This window comes from Acinetobacter haemolyticus CIP 64.3 = MTCC 9819 (assembly GCF_000369065.1).
In the GTDB taxonomy this organism is placed as follows: Bacteria; Pseudomonadota; Gammaproteobacteria; order Pseudomonadales; family Moraxellaceae; genus Acinetobacter; species Acinetobacter haemolyticus.
In genome coordinates, this window is the sequence record NZ_KB849799.1 from 88,459 (window position 1) to 108,740 (window position 20,282).

Consider the following 20,282-nt stretch of genomic DNA (forward strand, 5'->3'; position numbering starts at 1 on the left):
AATCAGTACAAACTATGTGAATTTTCTTCAATGTGTTTGCTGGTAATTACGCCCCACATTTTGTAATAAGACCAAGAGGTGTAGATCAAAATGAGTGGAACAAAAATACAAGCCGCAACCGTCATCACTCCGAGCGTTTTATGGCTAGATACAGCATCCCACATTGTTAAACTAGAGGTTGGATCAATATTGGATGGTAACAGGAATGGGAATAGTGCAAATCCAGCTGTAAGAATCGCACCAACAATCATTAAGCTTGTGCCTGTAAAGGTAATAGCAGCTTTTTGTTTGCCTGCACTGATCAGTGCAAGTATTGCACCTAAAATGGCTGCAACAGGTGCGGCTACCGTGATTGGGTAGGTTAAGTAATTATTCATCCAGCCATGGTTTGCATTCGTCACAACTTCTTTTGCAAGAGGGTTGAGTGCGGCATTGGTGTCGATAGCAGTGGCATAGCTATAACCTTCAATACCGCCGAAGTATAGCCATGCACCTGCTACAAGGAAGCAGGCAAGAAAAATAGCTGCCATCAGTTGTGTTGCTTTGGCAGAACGATGAAATAAATCTCCATCTGTACGTAACATCAACCATGAACCACCATGAGCGCAGAGCATGGATAAGCTCACAATACCGCAAACCAATGCAAACGGATTTAAGAGAGCGAAGAAGCTACCTGTATATTGGGAACGTAGAGTTTCGTCTAAGCCAAATGGAACACCTAAGAACAAATTACCAAAAGCCACACCAAAGACTAGCGCAGGAACAGCACCGCCTATACACAACCCCCAATCCCATGACGTACGCCATTGCATGTTTTCTAATTTAGACCGATAGTCAAAGCCAACGGGTCGTAAGAATAGTGCAAACAGGACCAGTAGTAGTGCCCAATACATACCCGAAAAGGCAACTGCATACACCATAGGCCATGCTGCAAATAACGCACCACCGGCTGTAATAAACCAAACTTGGTTACCATCCCAGTGTGGTGCAATGGTATTGATTGCAGCTCGGCGTTCATTGTCTGTTTTACCGACAAATGGCATTAGGGCCATTGCTCCCATGTCGAAGCCATCGGTGAGTGCAAAGCCGATAAGCAATACACCAACCAATACCCACCAAATAATTTTGAGTAATTCATATTCGATCATGGTTGAGCCTCCACTGATTTTGCTTCAAGTTTTTCAAAGTGATACTTACCAGTGTGTAAAGAACTTGGACCTAGACGTGCAAACTTGATCATCAAATACATTTCGATGATGAGAAGAACTGTATAGAAAGCAGCGAGAGCGATAATCGAACCCCATACATCGCCTGCACTGATACTAGATGCAGATAAGTGTGTTGGCAAAATTTCACCAATTGACCACGGTTGACGCCCACCTTCAGCAACATACCAACCTGTTTGAGCCGCAATCCATGGGAGTGGGAGAGAGAATAGTGCAAATTTGAGTAACCATGGTTTATCTTCAGCATTGCGTTTAGCCACTGCCCAAGTTGCCAAGATAAAGAGTAGAAGCATCAAAAAGCCAGAAGCAACCATTGCACGGAATGAAAAGAACAACGCTGCAACATTTGGAATGGTATCTTTGGTTGCTGCCTGAATGTGAGCTTCAGTTGCATCAACAACATTTGGCGCATATTTCTTTAATAAAAGGCCATAACCAAGGTCTTTCTGATTTTGCTCAAATGATGCAAGTAACTCTGGTGAGCGATCACCCGCACGTAGTTTTTCTAACTCACTATATGCCACCATACCATTACGAATACGTACCTCGTGTTGTTTCATGAGATCGTGAATACCCGTTACTTCTTTGTCAGTGGAGCGCGTTGCAATAATACCCATGACATAAGGGATTTTAATGGCGTAGTCAGTCCGCATTTTTTCTTGATTTGGAATACCAAATAAGGTGAATGCAGCAGGTGCTGGTTCTGTATGCCATTCAGCTTCAATAGCCGCAAGTTTAGTTTTCTGAACATCACCTAATTCATAACCAGATTCATCACCGAGTAAAATGACAGATAAAGTAGATGCTAAACCAAAGATAGCTGCAATCGCGAAAGAACGACGTGCAAAAGGTAAATCCTGTTTTTTCAATAAGTAGTAGCTAGAGATCGCTAAAACAAAGATGGCACCTGTCACATAACCAGCAGATACAGTATGGACGAATTTAACCTGAGCCACTGGGTTGAAAATCAAGGCTGCAAAGTCTACGAGCTCCATTCGCATGGTTTCATAATTGAATGCAGCACCGACTGGGTTTTGCATCCAACCATTTGCAATCAAAATCCATAATGCGGACATATTTGAACCGATTGCGACTAACCAAGTTACTCCTAAATGCTGAAATTTTGAGAGACGATCCCAGCCAAAAAAGAATAACCCAATAAAGGTAGACTCTAAGAAGAAAGCCATTAAGCCTTCAATTGCAAGCGGTGCTCCGAAAATATCACCGACATAGTGAGAATAATATGCCCAGTTCGTTCCGAACTGGAATTCCATTGTTAGTCCAGTGGTGACACCTAAAGCAAAGTTAATCCCAAAAAGTTTTCCCCAAAACTTGGTCATGTCCTTATAAATTTCCTTACCAGAAATCACATAAGTGGTTTCCATAATGGCAAGAATAAAAGCAAGACCTAAAGTTAAAGGGACAAAAATGAAGTGATACATCGCAGTCATTGCAAACTGGAACCGCGAAAGATCGACCACGCTTTCAGAAATCATCAACGTGTCTCCTGAGTGTTAGATAAGTCACCAGCAATACGCTCGGCAACTTGATTGTTAAAATCTTTTGGAATTGTTGGTGCATCAAACCAGACGTGTTTAATTACCATGAGAAGGATTACTTTAATAATAAGGATAATCGTGATTTCTCGAATTAATCGCCGATTTGAGTTTTGAGAACTTGTGTTCATAAAACTGGAGTTCATATTAAAGTGAAGATATTTGTATTATTTACTAAATATAAATAAAAATAAAATTTAGATGTATTTTGAATATATTTTTTCATAAATTATTATAATAATCAGTGTGATATATTTATTATATTCTTTTGTATATTGATTCCTTATTAAAATGGTTGGTTATTTATTTTAAATCCGACTAAAATACTTATAATTAAATATTAAATTCCAACTTAAATTGTTGGTTATTTATTTTTTATCAAAATAAAAAGTTGATTAAAATGGTGGGTATTAAATAAATTTTAATGTTTACATGAGGTTGTATATCTGTGCCTTAAAAATATACAGCGTAAAGATTTAAAATGAATTAAACCAAGTAAAATACTATGTTTTCTGGGGGAGAATAAATGAGGAAATTGCTCTAGCTTTTTTCTATTGATTTGTTCTGATTTAAAAAAGTGACAAAGAAGATGTTTTTGGATACTTTATTGTTATTTTTTGTAACATTGCACTGCAAAACGTGCTTTTAACACTTTAATCAGCAGTAAAGAGCTTGTTTGAGGTAGATATTTTTTTTGCAAGGTAGTGTGCATTTGATCTTTGACTTATTAATAGTACTTGAGATTGTAGCTCTAACTCACCATATTCTGGCTCAACTTGTACATAATACAGTTGTCCAAATTCATCACGAACACGTGCTTGAGCTGAAAACCCAGGACGAGCATTCCCAGTGGAAATTGTTGCCAAACGACCCACCAAGTTAGCGTGAGTATGAGTCACTTTAGGTTTAATCACTTGATCTAGACAGTGAATCATAAAGACCGTAAAAAATATGTCGATAATTAATGCTGGAATAAATAAATAGTAAGGGGAGATAAAGTAATGTTGAATTGCAAAAAAAGAAAGTTCTAAAAAATAGCCTGCAAAACTAAAATTAATCAGCAGGAAAACAACGATTAGATATTTCGAAAATTTAACGTCTAAAAGAGGTGAGTTTAAAATCCACTCAGGAGTCAGTTTTTTGACCAGATGACTTGGCCGTAACCCAATCAGAATACCAATTGTTTCTGCGATGCTGAGCACAATCAAAGCGACTACACTCATGTGAAAAGGCATCAGATAGTAGTTTAGAAAAAACTCAGTCATAGCAGAATACTAATTTAAGAATTAATCAACAATATAAATACCACCATCAGAGTGGACTTCCAAATTAACTTTTTCAAGGAAGTCACCAAGACATGGTCCAGAAATACATTCACCAGTTTCAACTGAGAACAGTGCACCATGAGTAGAACATTGTATGTATTCACGATCTTGATCTAAGAACTGATTTTCTAAATACTCAAGTTCGGTTTGCAAATGTGGGCATACGTTTTGATAAGCGTAAAAACCACCATCCTTTTGAGTAATAAAAATAGTTGTCCCTTTCATTGTGTCAAACGCACGCGATTCACGTTCAGGGACTTCTTCAGTCATGCAAATCTTTTCCATGTTAAGCACATTCCTGTTGTGTGGTTTTAAACTGCTCAAAGAGTTTAGCGTAATGATCGACTGATAAACGTGGACCAAATTGGGCAACAACTTCGCTTGATATCAAAATTGAAAGTTGTGCAGCTGCTTGTAGGCTTAATCCGGCATTAATTGCATACAAAAATGCTCCAGAAAAAGCATCACCAGCACCGTTAGCATCTACCGCTTCAACATGTCGGCCCGCAACATGAAATTGTTGAGCTGGATCAATGATCATTGCGCCATTTGCACCTTGTGTAATCACAATATGTTGATTTTTGATTTTCAAAACCTCAATAGCATCATTGAGATTATCAGTCTCGCTAAACATCAACGCTTCTTGTTCATTACAAAACAATAAATCTACGCCATCACCCAATAGTTCTTCAAGCCCAGTGCGTGCATATTGCACCATTGCTGGATCTGAAAGCGAAAGAGCGATCTTAACACCATGTTCTCTAGCGATTTGGCGTGCTTGTTTCACAGCTTCACGAGCTGATTCACTGGTTGATAGATATCCTTCGATATAAAGCCATTTCGCTGTTTTTAATGGTTCAAAATCAATTTGTTCATCAGAAAGCTCAGCAGTAATACCAAGATAAGTTTGCATAGTACGTTCTGAATCAGGACTAATCAGGACCATGCATGTACCAGTGACACCTTCACTGATTGATTGAGCTGTGGTTTTAATACCAGCGTCATTTAAGCCATTTAAATAAATCGAACCAAGTTCATCGTTCCCGACACGGCATCCATAAAATGCTGTTCCACCTAATGAACTAAAAGCAACCGTTGTATTTGCTGCTGAACCGCCACTTGCTTGCCCTTTATAAGTCTGGGTATCTTGTAGTTTTTGATATAACGCAGATTGAGTTTCACCATCAGCCAACTGCATTGTGCCTTTTTGCAAAGCATGTTCTGTTAAAAACTCATTTGAGACTTTAAATTCTTGGTCAATGAGCGCATTCCCAATTGCAAAAAGATCAACAGTTGCCATGTTTGTCATCACATTAAAAATCAAAACATAAAGTTTACACTAATGCTCAGGATTACTGTAGGTTGTTGAGAAAAAATCAAGTTTAGAATGATTTTAGATATTCATCTTGGATATTGCTCAGTCGATGAATTTTTCTACAAAAATAGACTAATTTACATGGATATCGATTACGATTCTTCGGTAGACTCTCAAGAGTAACTATTTAAATAGATAAATTGGAGATCATATGACTGTCGATGTTTCTGAAAGTATTGCTAAAACGACTCATCCAGCGTTTCAGTTATTACGCCAACACCATGTAGAAGCACTCGATATTCACGTTTTAGAATATAAGCACAAAGTTACTGGTGCGGTTCATTATCACTTAGCAACCAATCATGACGAAAATGTATTTTTGGTTGCATTTAGAACCCAACCTATGGATTCGAAAGGGACTGCGCATATCCTAGAACATACCGCATTATGTGGTTCTGAAAAATTTCCTGTTCGTGACCCTTTCTTTTTAATGATTCGCCGTTCACTCAATACGTTTATGAATGCTTTCACGGCAGCAGATTGGACCGCTTATCCATTTGCAACACAGAATAAAAAAGATTTTCAAAATTTATTATCTGTTTATTTAGATGCAGCTTTCTCTGCGAATTTGAATCCTTTGGACTTTGCTCAAGAAGGGATTCGAATTGAACTTGAGAATGATCAAGCCGTTTATAAAGGTGTTGTTTTTAATGAAATGAAAGGCGCTATGAGTGCCCCTACAGATCAGCTTTATCATCAGCTTGCACATCATTTATTCCCTGAAACCACCTATCACTATAACTCTGGCGGTGATCCTAAAGACATACCAGATTTGAGCTATGAACAGTTGGTGGATTTTTATAAAACCCATTATCACCCAAGTAATGCCGTATTTATGACTTTTGGCAATCAAAGTGCTTATGATCTACAAGAGCAATTTGAAAAGTTGGCGTTACATAAGTTTTCTCAAGGGACTACTTTATATTCAAAACCAGAGAAGCGTTTAGCAGCACCGATTACAGTAACAGAATCTTATGCAGTTGATAGTGAAGATTTAAACGATAAGACTTATCACGTATTGTCATGGTTATTGCCAGAAACAAGTGATATTAAGTTACGCTTAGGCATGCGTTTAGTCGAAGGGATCTTATTAGAAAACTCTGCCTCGCCATTGCGCCATTATTTAGAAACCTGTGGTTACGCTCAATCTACAGGACCAATTATGGGTGTTGATGACAGTAACTTTGAAATGACTTTCTACTGCGGCGTGCAAGGTTCAAATGCTGAGCATGCTGAAACATTCAAAAATGGTGTTTTAAATATTTTAAAAGAGGTTGCATCAAAACCTGTTGATCAGGATCTCGTGGATGCAATTCTTCATCAAATCGAATTACATCAGCGTGAAATCAATGGTGATGGTACACCTTATGGTTTAAGTTTGATTCTGAATGGTTTGAGTAGTGCAATTCACCACAACGATCCAATTCATGTTTGGGATGTAGACTCAGCAATTGAGCAAGTCAAAGAAGAGCTAAAAGATCCGATGTGGTTGTCTAATCTAATACAGACACACTTGTTGGATAATCCACATCGCGTACAAATGACTTTGGTGCCAGATGCAACTAAGTCAGCAAAAGAACAACAAGATGAACAAGCGCGTTTGGCTGAAATTACTGCGAACCTAACTGAAGAACAAAGGATCGAGATTCAGCAAAAAACGGATGCTTTAAAAAAGCGTCAAGATACGCCTGATGACCTTGAGTTATTGCCAAAAGTTGGCTTGGAGGACATTCCTGCTGATCTTCAGATCGTACAAGGTCAATTGCGTGAGATCATTTGTAATCGTTTAGACACGCCATTGAATCTTTATCATGCGGGAACCAATGGTATTTATTATCAACAAGTTTTGATTCAAATCCCTGATGAAATTGTTCAATCTCCATACTTCAATTTACTGTCTATCTTGATGGGTGAGGTTGGTGCAGGTGAATACAATTATCTTGAGTTACAACAGATCCAAACAGCTGTAAGCGGTGGCTTGGGCATGGGTGCATCTTTACGAAGCAAGGTTGATGATAAGGATCGTATTAGTGCTTGGTTGACGCTTACAACTAAATCACTTACACAAAAACTTGATGCAATTCAGTTATTGAAATTGGCTTTTGAAAAGCTTCGCTTTGATGAGAAAGATCGGATTATCGAGTTATTACAGCAACGTAAAACTCGTTGGCAGTCGCGTTTATCGGGTTCTGGACATAGCTATGCGATGCAAACAGCTTCACGTCAAATGAGTGCATTGGCTCGCCGTGATTATCATAATACTGGTCTAGGTGCTTTAAATTGGCTCAGTGAGCTTGTGAGCAAGATTGACAAAGATGATGAGGCTTATCAGGCACTCATTGTTGAGTTACAGGCAATACACCGTATGTTATTGCAAGCACCGAAACAATTCTTATTGGTTTGTGAAGAACATCAGTCTGATCGGTTAGTTGAAGAAATCCAAAACGTCTGGGATAAGTTAGAGCTTGATCCTACACCTGCAACACTGACTCAGATCGAACGAGTAGATAGCAATGTTGATGAGGCGTGGTTAATCCAAGCAAATGTACAGTTTTGTGCATCTGCCTATCAAGCTGTGGATGTTTCACATCCTGATGCTGCACCATTAATGGTGCTAGCAGCTTATCTACGTAACGGTTTCTTACATAGTGCGATTCGTGAAAAAGGTGGCGCATATGGTGGTGGAGCAAGCTATGATGGAAATGCGTGTTCATTCCGTTTTTACAGCTATAGAGATCCTCGCTTAGAAGAAACTTTTAAAGATTTTGAAGCGAGTATTCAATGGTTACTAAACAGCGAACAATATCCGTATCAACTAGAGGAAGCGATTTTAGGTCTTGTTGCAAGCATGGATAAGCCAGGTTCGCCAGCTGGTGAGGCGATTACTGCTTGTTATGCTTATTTGCATGCACGCACACCAAAATTCCGAAAATTACTACGTGAACGCTTGTTAAATGTAACCTTGGCTGATTTGCAACGTGTTGCGAAACAATATTTACTCGAACAGAAACCAGTTAAAGCTGTTGTTGCTCCATTTGCAAAGCGTGAGGCTTTACAACAACTTGGTTTTAATATTCAACAGGTTAATTAAAAGAAAAGTTGGAGACATCTATGACGTTCAAATCATTTGAACGTAGTCATCTTGGGCTGAGTGTTATTACGATACTCAGTTCACTCACTACGTCATTGGCAAATGCACAAGCGACAGCACCTGCAAGCCCAGCCACTGCGGAAGCCTGTGTCGCTTTAGCATCCAATGCAGACCGTTTAGCATGTTATGACCGTCTTTTTAAAGCACCCACCATTATCGAGTCAGTGGAGCAACCAACACCAGAACCTGTTTTGGCTGCATCTGCGCCTGTGGTAGAGCGTAAAGAAAGTCCGCAAGCAGAGTCACTAAAAGACAAAGTTGTACAGAAAGTCAGTGATTTTCACATATTAGGACCAGCGCCAAAGTTTGATCCAAACGTGTCGTTATTAGACCGCCGCTGGGAGCTTTCAGAAGAAAGTAAATTAGGTGCTTGGAATATCCGTGCCTATCAACCAGTCTATTTGTTACCTGTATTTTGGACCAGTAATAAAAATGAATTTCCAAGCAGTCCAAATCCTGTAAATACGGTAGATGAGAAGCAAAATCTAACGTCATCTGAAGCCAAGTTTCAGCTTTCATTAAAGACCAAAGCTTGGGAAAATATCTTTGGGAATAATGGTGATCTATGGTTGGGCTATACGCAATCTTCACGCTGGCAAGTTTATAATTCAGAAGAATCACGACCATTTCGTGAGACCAATTATGAACCTGAAGCGAGTTTGATGTTTAGGACCAATTATGAAATCTTAGGTTTGAATGCGCGTTTGCTTGGTGTCACGTTGAACCACCAATCAAATGGTCGTTCAGATCCGTTATCTCGTAGTTGGAACCGTGTGATTTTTAATCTTGGTTTTGAAAAAGATAATTTCGCACTTATGCTGCGTCCTTGGTATCGGGTAGAAGAAGATGCCAAAGATGATAATAATCCTGATATTAAGGATTATATTGGTCGTGGCGATTTAACCGCATTTTACCGTAAGGGTGATAATGAATTTTCTTTAATGTTACGACATTCATTAAAAGGCGGCGATCGCTCGAATGGCGCGGTTCAGTTTGATTGGGCATTTCCTATTACAGGCAAGTTGCGTGGACACTTCCAATTGTTTGATGGTTATGGTGAAAGTTTGATTGACTATAATCACAAAGCAACTTATGTCGGTTTGGGTGTGTCGCTGATGAATTGGTATTAAATGGGCTTAAATATTCCTAAACCTTTGCTGGAGCTAGAGGCAAATTGTGGTGTATTTGCAGTTTGGTTGATTGTAAAACAATATGATACCCATATTGATATTGCTGATCTAATTCGTTTGTGTCGCCATGATCAGCAAGAAGGTACATTTACCATTGCCTTAGCTGTAGCATTAAAAAAAATAGGTTTTAAGGTCTCATTTTATACCGACCCTGATCCAAATATTGATGATAATGAAAGACAAAGTTACCTTGATGCTGAGCGTTTAAACATTCCTGTTCAAGCTGCTTTGTCTTACTTCGATATTCAGCAAGCCTTTGATCATGGGAAATTTATCATCGTGTTCTATGATACTTTTCAAGGCGTTGGTAATCAGTCCTTAATTTATTCTATTGATGAACAACAAATTAGTTTCTGTGATCATTTTGATGTAATGACCAAAAACGAATTTGAACAACAACGCCAAGCTGATGGTATTTGTAGGCAAGTCGTTGTTGTTGAACACGCTTAAATGACAATCCTCATCACCCAATCTGAATATTTGCAGTAGGGTGTTTTAAACGACTCTTTTTTGGAGTAGCGATTAAATAAGCTAGTGTGAGTGGTCCTAGCCGACCCGTAAACATCAATAGGCACAGGACAAGTAGGCTGCCATCATGTAATTCTCCAGTCGCACCTCTCGACAGTCCTACGGTACAGGCGGCTGATAACACTTCGAACATCAAGTCCAGTACATCAAGTTCAGGTTCTAATATCAATATAATAAAGCCACCAAGAAATATGAGCATTCCAGTTATGGCCGCAACAGCGAGGGCTTTATAGGTCGTTTCTTGCGAAATGGCGTGATTAAAAATGCGGATTTCGTCATTACGTCGTAGAAATGCAACCACACACAGCACCAAAATGACAAAGGTTCCAACTTTGATTCCGCCTGCAGTACTCAGAGAGCCACCTCCAATAAACATGAGTAACATGGTGAGAAGTGTTGTACTGTTATTCATTGAACCTGTGTCAATTGTATTGAAACCCGAGGAACGAGGTACCGTGGCTTGAAACCATGAATTGACGGCTTGTTCACCAAAACTCATTGACCCTAATGTCATCGGATTACGCGATTCTAAGAGCCAAATCATGATGAAGGCAAATATATTGATAATAACGATGGTACTTACAACAAGTTTGGTGTTTGGACTAAGTTTTCTCCATTTTTTATTCTGTTTAATATCCATTAAAACTAAAAAACCGATTCCACCTAAGATGTACAAAAGACTAATGGTGAGACAAATAAAGTAATTGCCATAAAAATTGCTCAGTCCATTGTCAAATAGAGAAAATCCAGCATTGTTAAAAGCGGAGATACTATAAAAAACAGAGTAGTAGAGTCCTTTTGGTATCCCATAAAGAGGAATAAAGCTGGTTGATAATATGATAGCGCCAATCAACTCAAAGAAAATGGTATAAGCCACAACACCTTTAGCAATAAAAGTGACTTTCGATAAGCTTGTTTGTCCCAAGCTTTCTTGTGCCATCATCTGTTGCTTTAAGCCCACTTTTGGAGACAAACTGAGTGCTGCTAATATCGCAAAGGTCATAAAACCCAATCCACCCGACTGGATCATCAGCAGAATAATAAATTGTCCAAAATGTGTATAAGACTCTCCAATATTAACCACAGACAAGCCTGTAATCGTCACGGCAGAGGTCGCAGTGAAAATGGCATCCATCCAAGAAATTTGTCCAGTATGCGAAATAGGAAGCTTAAGTAACAAAGTTCCAATTACGATAAAGCTAAGAAATCCGATGGCAAGAAGAGACGGGGGACTTAGATTAAAAATCTTTTGTGTCTGTGTTTTCGTTGTCATTTTATTGGAAACACTCAGAGAGTTTTTTAAGATTTACAAGTAATCCTTCTAAGATAAGTACATCTCCTTTATTTAATGTAAAGGTGGTGTCTGTTTCATAGAAGATATCTTTATTGCGTTTAACCAATAGAAGTTTGACGTGAGGTGCTAGCTGCATCAAGCCGGATAAATTAATACCATGTAATTTTTCTTTGATTGGAACTTTAATAATAAAGTGATCATCATCCAATGCCATATATCGACTTACCATTGGATAGTTGAGTGCCTGTGCAACGCGAACACCCATATCTTCTTCAGGATGAATAATTTTATTAATATTGAGATGAGATAAAATAGTATGGTGTGCTTTGGTTTTTGCTTTGACCCAAATTTTATCTATTCCTAGATTTTTTAAACTGAGCACGCATAAAATGCTGGCTTCGATGTCTTCACCGATTGCAACAACAACAGCATCACAGTTTTGTACATTCAACTCATCTAGTACATGTTCATCAGTAGCATCTGCGATAACCGCATGAGTAATTTTGTCTGCAAGGTTTTCGACATTACGTTTTTGGGTGTCTATGCCGATAACATCATGATTTAGCTTAGTAAGTTCAAGTGCAACAGTTGCACCAAAACTGCCTAAACCAATGACTGCAAATTGTGCCATAACGGTCCTTAACTAAATGATTAGAATGTCTTTTTATCTATTTTAAAATGGATAAAAATTCTCTTTGTAATGATTTTGTGTTGCTCGAAAACATTTGTCTAGTACACATAAAAAGAAAACCGACAACTGTCGGTTTTCTTGACTGTGATTTTTACTTTAAGAAACGCTTATATCCAATATTGTCGCTAATTTCAGCATATGGATAAGTGATTTGTTCAAGCGTCTCAATAAGCCCATCCGGATTTTGCTTCGCATCAGTGGCTTGTAAACCAACCAGTACTCGACCTTCGGCAGCGCCGTGATTACGGTAGTGGAATAACGTAATGTTATGCGTTGGTCCTAATCGCTCAAGGAAGGTTAATAGTGCACCTGGTCGTTCAGGAAATTCCACACGGAATAAACGTTCGTTTTCAATATTGGCATGACCGCCAATTAGATATCGAATATGTAGTTTAGCAACTTCATCATCTGAAAGATCATCTACTTCATATTGCTGCTTTAACATCTCATGAATTTCGTGACGCTCAGTTTCGCCGCCTTTTAGGCTAATACCAACAAACACCTGTGCTTGATTACTATCACTTGCACGATAATTAAATTCAGTAATATTGCGACCCTGTAATGAACGGCAGAAATTAAGGAATGCACCTTTTTGTTCAGGGATGGTGACAGCATAGATTGCTTCTTTACGTTCACCTAATTCAGTACGTTCAGCAATATAACGGAGGCGATCAAAGTTCATGTTTGCACCACAAACAATTGAGACCATGTTCTTATCGCTGATTTGATGTTCGGCAACGTATTTTTTTATACCAGCCAAAGCCATTGCACCAGAAGGTTCAACGATACTACGATTTTCATCATAGGTATCTTTGATTGCAGCACAGATTTCATCGGTATTTACCGTAACAATTGTTGGATCAACAATCGGACCTGAATTGTCTGATTTACGCAGTTGTACCATTTCAAAAGGAAGTTCACCAATTTGTGCAACTGCTGTGCCATCTGCAAATAATCCAACATGCGGTAAAATCACACGTTCATTGGCCGCGAGTGCAGCTTTTAAACAAGCTGACTCTTCATACTCAACACCGATCACTTTGACGTGTGGTGCAACTTCACCTAGATAGGCAGCTACACCTGCAATTAAACCACCACCGCCGACAGCAACAAAAACATATTCGACATCACGCCACTGACGTAAGATTTCATTGGCAATGGTGCCTTGTCCAGCAATGACCAGTTCATCATCGTAGGGCGGAATAAAAACTAAACCTTCTGCTTCAGCACGTTGTTTGGCATATTTATTCGCGATATCAAAGCTGTCGCCATGTAAAACCACCTGACCACCAAGATTTTTAACAGCTTGTACTTTAATGTCAGGTGTGGTGCTTGGCATGACAATGATGGCATGGATACCTAATTTTTTTCCTGATAAAGCAACACCTTGAGCATGATTTCCTGCTGAAGCACAGATTACCCCACGCTCAAGTTGGTCTTTTGGAAGCTGGCTAATACGGTTATAAGCACCGCGAAGTTTGAAGGAGAAAACAGGCTGTAAATCTTCACGTTTAAATCGAATATTATTATTAATTTTTTGACTAATTCGTGGAGCTGCTTCTAGCGGTGTTTCAATCGCAACATCATAAACCGTTGCTTGTAAAATTTGTCGTACCACACGAGACAGCATGTTCATCTTCCCTATAACAGTTTAAAATAGGGGATCATTGTAGCAAACCCCTGTGCATTTGCGCTGTTTTCTTACAGCAAATGTCAAAATAGTTGAGTGAAGTCATGAGTCTATATGCAACCCAAGATGAAAAAAAACAAGCTGCGGCTAAAGCAGCTTTAAAACATTTGCCTAAAGGCGGCATTTTGGGCGTAGGAACTGGAAGTACGGTTAACTTTTTAATTGATTTGTTACCTGAATTGCAATTAGAAGCAGCAGTTGCGAGTTCAAATGCAACAGCAGAACGCCTTAAGGAATTGGGTATCGAAGTTGTTGATATGAACTCTGTAGGCGGCCTAGATGCTTATGTAGATGGAGCTGATGAGATAGATCGTCATATGCATATGATCAAAGGTGGTGGTGCCGCGTTGACACGTGAGAAAATTGTTGCTTCTATTGCCAAAAAATTTATTTGTATAGTTGATGATTCGAAATGGGTTGAGCAATTAGGACGTGATTTTCCGTTACCTGTTGAAGTGATCCCGATGGCACGTTCAGCTGTCGCACGTAAAATTGTCGCTTTAGGCGGTGATCCTGTATATCGTGAAGGTGTTGTGACTGATAATGGGAATGTGATTTTGGATGTTTATAATTTAAATATCCTCAATCCAATTGAGTTAGAGAAAACATTAAATAACATCCCAGGTGTTGTAACCAATGGTATTTTCGCACTCAATGCAGCAACGATCGCAATTGTTGCAACCAATAATGGAATTGAAGAGCGTGTAGCGCAGTAATGGTATCTGTTTCTGTAGAAACACCATTACCAGAAGTCAAAGTAGTTCGACATGCAAGGGCGAGAAATTTGCGTTTGCGTGTCGAGCCAACTGGCATTCGTTTGACGGTACCGCTGTTTTGTACTAAACGTCAGATTCAACAATTTTTAAATCAATCCGAACCCTGGCTTTTGGCTACATGGGCGAAGCAACAACAGCAACTGCTTCAAACATCCACTTTTCCTGAGCAATTGGTATTATTCGCCCATACTCAACCATTCTCCATTGTGAAACAAAAACAACGCCACATCTTTATATTTAATTGGGAATTACAGACGTTATTTATCCGAGAGATAGAGTCTGAAAAAGCACTACAAGCAGCGGTATTGGCTTATGCAAAACAATTTTTACCTGAATATTTAAATCAAATCAGCCGAGAAATCGGCTTGCCTTACCAAGCGTGTACAGTCCGAAAACCAAAGACAAGGTGGGGAAGTTGTACCTCTAAACATGACATCATGTTAAATGCAGCTTTGGTTTTGATGCCTGAGTCGATTGTTCGCTCTGTTTGTGTGCATGAATTGGCACATACCAAACATTTTGATCATAGTGAAGCTTTTTGGGCTGAAGTTGCGAAACATGATAGAAATTACATCGAACATCGTAAACAGTTGAAGCAGGTTCAATTACCGAGTTGGTACTATCAAAAATAATAACGTCTGATTGGTTTATTTAACCATTAAAAAAACGATTGCGTTGAATTTCTAATCCTCGTCTTAAACGAAGAGCTTGTTTGAGACTAGGCACATCATTCTGCCACTGCTTGAGTGTGAGAATGATTGCGATAATTTCAATGCGTGTCAGGATTCCTAGCCAAATAACTGCGTTAAATAAAAGTTGTGATTGTCCTGTAAGTGTGATTTGAACCAGCAATGCAAATAAAAATAAAGTCCATATTTTTGCCCCAATCGTATGAGTTGCAATTTCTTTCTTAAATTTAAAGTAGCTGATGATATAAGTGAATGCTTCAAAGATAATTAAAATAATGATTGGAAAAATATGTTGTTTAAAGAACTCTGGTTGCTGCAAATAAATTGCACTGATCGCACAGATAAAGAAAATTTGGTCAATATTTGAGTCTAATCTACGTAGATTCAGATCCGAGACACCCAAATGTCGAGCGATGATGCCATCAAAAATGTCACTGAGAAGTCCTAATGTTAGGAAGATTACAGTGTAAATGGGATAAAATTTGATTTGCGTTAGGGTAATAATAACAATGAGTATGCCAAGGATGAGTCTTAAATAAATAAGGAGTTTAGGAATTTTCTTTGCGATTGGCATCAAATTTAAGCTTGAATCATCATGTTGGAAAGAGTATAGCATTCACATTAATGGTTATTTATGCGCATGACTCAATTTCCATAGATAAAAACGACCACAAATATTGTGGTCGCCTTAATTGGTACTGTTTATCTTGAGGCGTTTTGTTGAATGCCTAACGCATCACGGATAATAAAGAATAAATCTGTTTGATCTAGTAAGCCAGATACGTTCGCAGCACGTGGTCCATAAGCCGCAATACGGACTTGTGCACCAGTATGATGTTGACTTGAACCCTCTGGAGCGGTGCCATAGTTGATTGCCATTGCAACCCCATCTTTGGTTTTCAGAGCTGCAGTTTGTCCTGGGCTATCTCCATTTATTGGTATAATTTGGCTTGTATGTGCATGATCACCTGTTACAACAATCAATGTCTCGCCGTGTTCTTTTGCAAATTTAAGAGCAACTTGAATGGCTTCATCAAGCTGTACAGTTTCACCAATTTGTCCACATGGATCGGCTGCATGATTTCGTTTATCAATAGAACCGCTTTCAACCTGTAAAAAGAAGCCCTTTTCATTGTTGCTTAATAGCTCGATCGCTTTTTCTGTCATTTGTGCCAAGCGTGGTGTTTGAATAGAAAAGGCACTATTATCTCGGCAGCTTTCAGCACCTTTTTTATGTCCATTTAATTGTGTTACTGGACCACTCCAGATCACGGGAAGGTTACCATCGGCGAATAAGCCGAGTAAAGGCTGGTTTTGATTGGCACTATCAACTGCTTTTAACGAGTTTAGGTCTTCAACAATACGATAATTTTCTAATTTTGCGCGTTCAAGTAAGGTCTTATCTTTAAAAGGACCAGCTTTTGCAACTTCATAGAATGTTTTCTTGCCGCCACCTAAAGTAACGTCAGCACGTGTTGTTAAAAGCTGTTCTGTGATCGAACCTAATCCACCATTTTCCAATGCACTTTCAGGACAGCGTTTAGTGGTTTCATTTGGTCCATAACACTTACGTGCGCTGATATGCGAGACTAAAGCGGCAGGGGTTGCATCTTGAAGTTCTGTGGTGGTTACATTACCTGTTGCAAATCCAGCTTTTTTTGCTAGCTCTAATAGTGTTGCATGATGGTTTCCGCGAATATCTAGGCCTAAGGCATTGTTATAAGTTTTAATTCCAGAAGCCCATGCAGTTGCGGATGCTGCGGAGTCGGTCACGTAATCAACTTCGCCATCTTTATTTAATGAATAAGTCGTATAGCTTCCAGTGAAAGGTAAGACGTCTAAGCCTTTAAAATAACCAGCCGCGCCTTCTGCATAGTTTCGTGCTGCGGTGATTTCAGAATCGCTCGTACCATCACCAATAAATAGAATTACATGCTTGACGGTTTTGTCACTCAGAGACTCTCTCATTGCTTGAGTACGTTCTTTTTTTAAGCGAGTTGCTCCGCCAAACTCACTAACATTACCATTTGCACCAACTTCAAGAAGTTCACCATCAAATTGAGGTGTTGTTACGGGTGGCTTTGGTTTTTCTAAAGGTTGATTTGATGATGAGTAATTATTGTCATCTCCGCCACATGCGGTAAATAATAGGGAGGTGATTAATATAGGTAAAAGTAATGGTTTTAGTTTCAAAGTTTTTTCTCTAAAAATTAGTTAATAAGTAAACTAATTAATAGATATGAAGTTTTGGTTAACATTTGATGACGGTTTAATGACAATAAAAATTAATATTTCTAACAATGAATGAAAATTTGATTTCTTAATCTAAATCAGGCAATCAAAAATGATGTTTCAATTGCCTGATTTAATTATGATTAGCTGAAATTACATTGTAACTGTGTACTTTGTAATTGGTCTGGTGCTTTTCGACTATCCAAACCTGCACTGGCACTTAATACTTGATTTTCTTTAAGGTGTAATTGCACAAATTCATATTGAAGTTCGCCTTGCTTAGGCTCAGGGGAGCTGCTATTTAGTAGATACTCGTGATCAGCTTTATTCACTCTTAATAAATTATCTGTGCTGTCACCATCTAACTTGGATCGAAACTTTTGATTATCTTTTATAAGTTCAATCCAGCCATCGGCTCGAACATTAAGCTGACAATTTTGGGTACTGTCTAGGTAATGACCAATGAGATATTCAATCGTTGGTAAAGAGTGATTAATCAGATTGATGCCGATTAAACCTTGTTTACAAGGGTAGATTGAGCCATTACATGTTGCACTGGTATCTGCAAAACCGACAGCACGACGATAATCACCAGCACCATTCAAGCGAACACTTGAGGGTGTGGATGGATCAGCAATTGGCATGACACCAGCATAAGTGCGTTGTTGTAAGTTGCTGTAGTTTTTGGGATTAGTGCTGCTTTGGTTAAAAGAGTCAGCAAGCTCAAGAACTGCCTGCTTTAATGAAGCTGCATATTGCTCACGCGCATTTTTTTGAGTGGTTCCAATACCAATAATTGTGTTTTTGGCGGGATCAATGTTTTCAGGTGTGGTTGCGACCAGTGAAGTTAAAGGTGCTGGATCACCACGAAGCGTTTTTCCATCCAGGTAACCATCTCTTAAATCAATAGCTAGATTATGAGCAAATTCGACAAAGCTATTGTCCGGGTATGTGTTGGCCCACTGACGTAAATAACCAAAACTCAGATAGGTGTTTGCGTATAAAGCAGTTTTTAAATGAGCATCTTGAGGTGAAAATACGTGAAAAAGAGTAGTTGCTTCTACATTTGGGATATCAAGATTTTTAAAGGCACTTAATAGTGCGGCATCTACATCACCTGTCGCAAGATCAAGTTGATTTGCTGTGATGAGCATAGGATATTGGTTTTCATCAGTAGGTAATTGTCCTGAACGTACCAATGCTCTTTGATATATCGCTTCAGAACTTGGATTGATAAAAATTGCTTGAGTTAGATTGCTTACATCAACCTTTACCAAAGCTCGCCAAGTAAAGTTCATGCTGAACCGTACCGGGTTTGTCGGAGACTTTTTATTTAAGTTAGGCCACCTGACCTAACGGATTAATTTTATCATAGTACATTGCTTCAAAATCAAAAGGTGGCACATAACCTAGTGCACTATGTACACGCTCTTTATTGAACCAATCTACCCAATTTAATGTCGCAAGTTGTACATCCGCTAAACCTTGCCAATCTGCTTTTAAATATTCAATCACCTCTGTTTTGTATAAGCCATTCACTGTTTCAGCCAAAGCATTATCGTATGAATCACCGGTCGTACCGACTGATGCTCGTAAATTTGCTGCTTCTAAACGATTGGTATAGCGAATGGAAAGATATTGAACCCCTCTGTCACTATGGTGAATCACATTCTTTGGCATGTCTCGAGCATGTAACGCTTGCTCAAGTGCATCGAGCACCATATCTGTATTCATCCGTGTCGATACTTTCCATCCAACAATTGCTCGTGAGAAGACATCAATAATAAATGCAGTATAAACCCAGCCTGAATTTGTTTGAATATACGTGAAGTCAGCGACCCATAGCTGGTCAGGATGATCAGCACTAAAATTGCGTTTCACCAAGTCATCTGCTCGTTTTTGATCCTCTCGGCTACGGGTAGTTTGTTTATTCTTACCACGCCAAACACCTTGTATACCTAGTTTTTGCATCAATCGAGCAACTGTACAGCGAGCAATAACATAGCCTTCACGTTTCAATTTTTGCCAAACTTTACGCACACCATATCGACCTGAACTTTCCTTCCAAATTCGTTTAATTTGTTCAGCATGATGCAAGTCATGTAGATCTCGCTTTGCTCGATGTTCTGGGTTTTCAACGAAATCTAGTGTTCGATAATAGGTAGAAGCCGCGATCGGTAAAATCCTGCAAATCGCCTCAACACCATATAACGCCTTATTGTTATGGATGAAATCTACCATTATTTGTGTGGGCGGTCGAGCTCCGCCTGGGCGAAAAAAGCGGCTGCTTTACGTAGAATTTCGTTAGCACGTTGCAGTTCTTTATTTTCACGTTCGAGTTGTTTAATACGTTCTTGATCTGAAAGTTGCTGTACTTTAATTGGGTTTTGTTTATCTAAATATTTTTGATACCAAACACGTAGAGTTTCAGGAGTACAACCTATCTTGGGAGCAATAGCGGTGATCGCAGCCCAATTCGATGGATAATCTTTCTCGGATTCAATCAATAATTGAACCGCTCTTTCTCTGATTTCAGGGGTATATTTTACTTTTTTCATC

Annotated in this window: 17 protein-coding genes, 1 pseudogene and 1 other annotated feature; of the genes and pseudogenes, 5 read left to right on the forward strand and 13 right to left on the reverse strand. The window is 39.0% G+C overall.

The window, feature by feature from the left end; all coding sequences use genetic code 11:
* Window positions 1-2 precede the first annotated feature (2 nt).
* The 6 genes from cydB to F927_RS00545 all read right to left on the reverse strand — a co-directional run bounded on the left by cydB (window position 3) and on the right by F927_RS00545 (window position 5,407).
* Window positions 3-1,148, reverse strand: coding sequence for a cytochrome d ubiquinol oxidase subunit II (cydB, locus tag F927_RS00520; protein WP_005080517.1), 1,146 nt, complete (start codon window positions 1,146-1,148; stop codon window positions 3-5).
* A complete protein-coding gene (locus F927_RS00525) occupies window positions 1,145-2,722 on the reverse strand; it encodes a cytochrome ubiquinol oxidase subunit I (RefSeq protein ID WP_005080519.1) in 1,578 nt (525 codons plus the stop codon). Before F927_RS00525 ends, cydB begins: the two co-directional genes overlap by 4 nt.
* Complete coding sequence (gene cydP, locus F927_RS00530; protein ID WP_008942550.1) at window positions 2,722-2,913, reverse strand: cytochrome oxidase putative small subunit CydP; 192 nt, start codon at window positions 2,911-2,913, stop codon at window positions 2,722-2,724. The genes F927_RS00525 and cydP overlap by 1 nt, the downstream gene beginning before the upstream one ends.
* 522 nt (window positions 2,914-3,435) lie before the next feature.
* Window positions 3,436-4,047 carry an OB-fold-containig protein gene (locus tag F927_RS00535; protein ID WP_005080523.1) on the reverse strand — a complete coding sequence of 204 codons (612 nt, stop codon included), beginning with the start codon at window positions 4,045-4,047 and terminating at the stop codon, window positions 3,436-3,438.
* Between the two features lie 21 nt (window positions 4,048-4,068).
* The gene (locus tag F927_RS00540; RefSeq protein WP_005080525.1) at window positions 4,069-4,377 is read right to left on the reverse strand and encodes a Rieske (2Fe-2S) protein; all 309 of its coding nucleotides are present in this window, start codon (window positions 4,375-4,377) and stop codon (window positions 4,069-4,071) included.
* A 16-nt stretch (window positions 4,378-4,393) separates the two neighbouring features.
* Window positions 4,394-5,407, reverse strand: coding sequence for an adenosine kinase (locus F927_RS00545; protein WP_004639253.1), 1,014 nt, complete (start codon window positions 5,405-5,407; stop codon window positions 4,394-4,396).
* A 226-nt stretch (window positions 5,408-5,633) separates the two neighbouring features.
* Here F927_RS00545 and F927_RS00550 point away from each other — a divergent pair, with 226 nt between their 5' ends.
* The 3 genes from F927_RS00550 to F927_RS00560 are packed head-to-tail and all read left to right on the forward strand — an operon-like array spanning window position 5,634 to window position 10,273.
* Window positions 5,634-8,573, forward strand: coding sequence for an insulinase family protein (locus F927_RS00550; protein ID WP_005080528.1), 2,940 nt, complete (start codon window positions 5,634-5,636; stop codon window positions 8,571-8,573).
* 20 nt (window positions 8,574-8,593) lie between these two features.
* Window positions 8,594-9,763 (forward strand): phospholipase A, encoded by a 1,170-nt coding sequence (locus tag F927_RS00555; protein ID WP_005080530.1) that lies wholly within the window; start codon window positions 8,594-8,596, stop codon window positions 9,761-9,763.
* Window positions 9,764-10,273: a cysteine peptidase family C39 domain-containing protein gene (locus F927_RS00560; protein ID WP_005080533.1), complete on the forward strand. Its 510-nt coding sequence runs from the start codon at window positions 9,764-9,766 to the stop codon at window positions 10,271-10,273. It abuts the gene before it with no gap.
* Window positions 10,274-10,286: 13 nt separating this feature from the next.
* Here the strand turns inward: F927_RS00560 and F927_RS00565 are convergent, their stop codons facing one another.
* The 3 genes from F927_RS00565 to ilvA form a co-directional block, all read right to left on the reverse strand.
* Window positions 10,287-11,624 (reverse strand): TrkH family potassium uptake protein, encoded by a 1,338-nt coding sequence (locus F927_RS00565; protein WP_005080534.1) that lies wholly within the window; start codon window positions 11,622-11,624, stop codon window positions 10,287-10,289.
* A gap of 1 nt (window position 11,625) precedes the next feature.
* Window positions 11,626-12,276, reverse strand: a complete 651-nt coding sequence (locus F927_RS00570; protein WP_004639247.1) for a potassium channel family protein — start codon at window positions 12,274-12,276, stop codon at window positions 11,626-11,628.
* Between the two features lie 151 nt (window positions 12,277-12,427).
* The gene (ilvA, locus tag F927_RS00575) at window positions 12,428-13,972 is read right to left on the reverse strand and encodes a threonine ammonia-lyase, biosynthetic (RefSeq protein ID WP_008942527.1); all 1,545 of its coding nucleotides are present in this window, start codon (window positions 13,970-13,972) and stop codon (window positions 12,428-12,430) included.
* Between the two features lie 98 nt (window positions 13,973-14,070).
* On the opposite strand from ilvA, the gene rpiA reads away from it, so the two are divergent.
* Entirely contained in the window at window positions 14,071-14,742 is a 672-nt protein-coding gene (rpiA, locus tag F927_RS00580; RefSeq protein ID WP_005080537.1) for a ribose-5-phosphate isomerase RpiA, read from the forward strand.
* Window positions 14,742-15,434, forward strand: a complete 693-nt coding sequence (locus F927_RS00585) for a YgjP family zinc-dependent metalloprotease (RefSeq protein WP_005080539.1) — start codon at window positions 14,742-14,744, stop codon at window positions 15,432-15,434. The genes rpiA and F927_RS00585 overlap by 1 nt, the downstream gene beginning before the upstream one ends.
* 19 nt (window positions 15,435-15,453) lie before the next feature.
* Here the strand turns inward: F927_RS00585 and F927_RS00590 are convergent, their stop codons facing one another.
* The 4 genes and pseudogenes from F927_RS00590 to F927_RS00605 all read right to left on the reverse strand — a co-directional run bounded on the left by F927_RS00590 (window position 15,454) and on the right by F927_RS00605 (window position 20,281).
* Window positions 15,454-16,107 carry a CDP-alcohol phosphatidyltransferase family protein gene (locus F927_RS00590; RefSeq protein WP_005080541.1) on the reverse strand — a complete coding sequence of 218 codons (654 nt, stop codon included), beginning with the start codon at window positions 16,105-16,107 and terminating at the stop codon, window positions 15,454-15,456.
* An 86-nt stretch (window positions 16,108-16,193) separates the two neighbouring features.
* Window positions 16,194-17,684 carry an alkaline phosphatase gene (phoA, locus tag F927_RS00595; RefSeq protein WP_005080543.1) on the reverse strand — a complete coding sequence of 497 codons (1,491 nt, stop codon included), beginning with the start codon at window positions 17,682-17,684 and terminating at the stop codon, window positions 16,194-16,196.
* A gap of 182 nt (window positions 17,685-17,866) precedes the next feature.
* Window positions 17,867-19,024: pseudogene (locus F927_RS00600) on the reverse strand (hypothetical protein); the annotation flags it as partial.
* Between the two features lie 37 nt (window positions 19,025-19,061).
* Window positions 19,062-20,281 (reverse strand): IS3 family transposase gene (locus tag F927_RS00605; protein ID WP_111841931.1). Its coding sequence is split into 2 segments (ribosomal slippage): window positions 19,062-20,005 and window positions 20,005-20,281, totalling 1,221 coding nucleotides; the frame shifts between segments, so codons are not numbered across the junction.
* Window positions 19,890-20,006: a sequence feature (AL1L pseudoknot), on the reverse strand. (Overlaps the previous gene by 117 nt.)
* Window position 20,282: the final 1 nt, after the last annotated feature.

What these genes read in the sequence shown, in the direction of transcription:
- cydB (WP_005080517.1), bottom strand. Translation starts at nt 1,148, where the DNA reads ATGATCGAATATGAATTACTCAAAATTATTTGGTGGGTATTGGTTGGT.
- F927_RS00525 (WP_005080519.1), bottom strand. Translation starts at nt 2,722, where the DNA reads ATGATTTCTGAAAGCGTGGTCGATCTTTCGCGGTTCCAGTTTGCAATG.
- cydP (WP_008942550.1), bottom strand. Translation starts at nt 2,913, where the DNA reads ATGAACACAAGTTCTCAAAACTCAAATCGGCGATTAATTCGAGAAATC.
- F927_RS00535 (WP_005080523.1), bottom strand. Translation starts at nt 4,047, where the DNA reads ATGACTGAGTTTTTTCTAAACTACTATCTGATGCCTTTTCACATGAGT.
- F927_RS00540 (WP_005080525.1), bottom strand. Translation starts at nt 4,377, where the DNA reads ATGACTGAAGAAGTCCCTGAACGTGAATCGCGTGCGTTTGACACAATG.
- F927_RS00545 (WP_004639253.1), bottom strand. Translation starts at nt 5,407, where the DNA reads ATGGCAACTGTTGATCTTTTTGCAATTGGGAATGCGCTCATTGACCAA.
- F927_RS00550 (WP_005080528.1), top strand. Translation starts at nt 5,634, where the DNA reads ATGACTGTCGATGTTTCTGAAAGTATTGCTAAAACGACTCATCCAGCG.
- F927_RS00555 (WP_005080530.1), top strand. Translation starts at nt 8,594, where the DNA reads ATGACGTTCAAATCATTTGAACGTAGTCATCTTGGGCTGAGTGTTATT.
- F927_RS00560 (WP_005080533.1), top strand. Translation starts at nt 9,764, where the DNA reads ATGGGCTTAAATATTCCTAAACCTTTGCTGGAGCTAGAGGCAAATTGT.
- F927_RS00565 (WP_005080534.1), bottom strand. Translation starts at nt 11,624, where the DNA reads ATGACAACGAAAACACAGACACAAAAGATTTTTAATCTAAGTCCCCCG.
- F927_RS00570 (WP_004639247.1), bottom strand. Translation starts at nt 12,276, where the DNA reads ATGGCACAATTTGCAGTCATTGGTTTAGGCAGTTTTGGTGCAACTGTT.
- ilvA (WP_008942527.1), bottom strand. Translation starts at nt 13,972, where the DNA reads ATGAACATGCTGTCTCGTGTGGTACGACAAATTTTACAAGCAACGGTT.
- rpiA (WP_005080537.1), top strand. Translation starts at nt 14,071, where the DNA reads ATGAGTCTATATGCAACCCAAGATGAAAAAAAACAAGCTGCGGCTAAA.
- F927_RS00585 (WP_005080539.1), top strand. Translation starts at nt 14,742, where the DNA reads ATGGTATCTGTTTCTGTAGAAACACCATTACCAGAAGTCAAAGTAGTT.
- F927_RS00590 (WP_005080541.1), bottom strand. Translation starts at nt 16,107, where the DNA reads ATGCTATACTCTTTCCAACATGATGATTCAAGCTTAAATTTGATGCCA.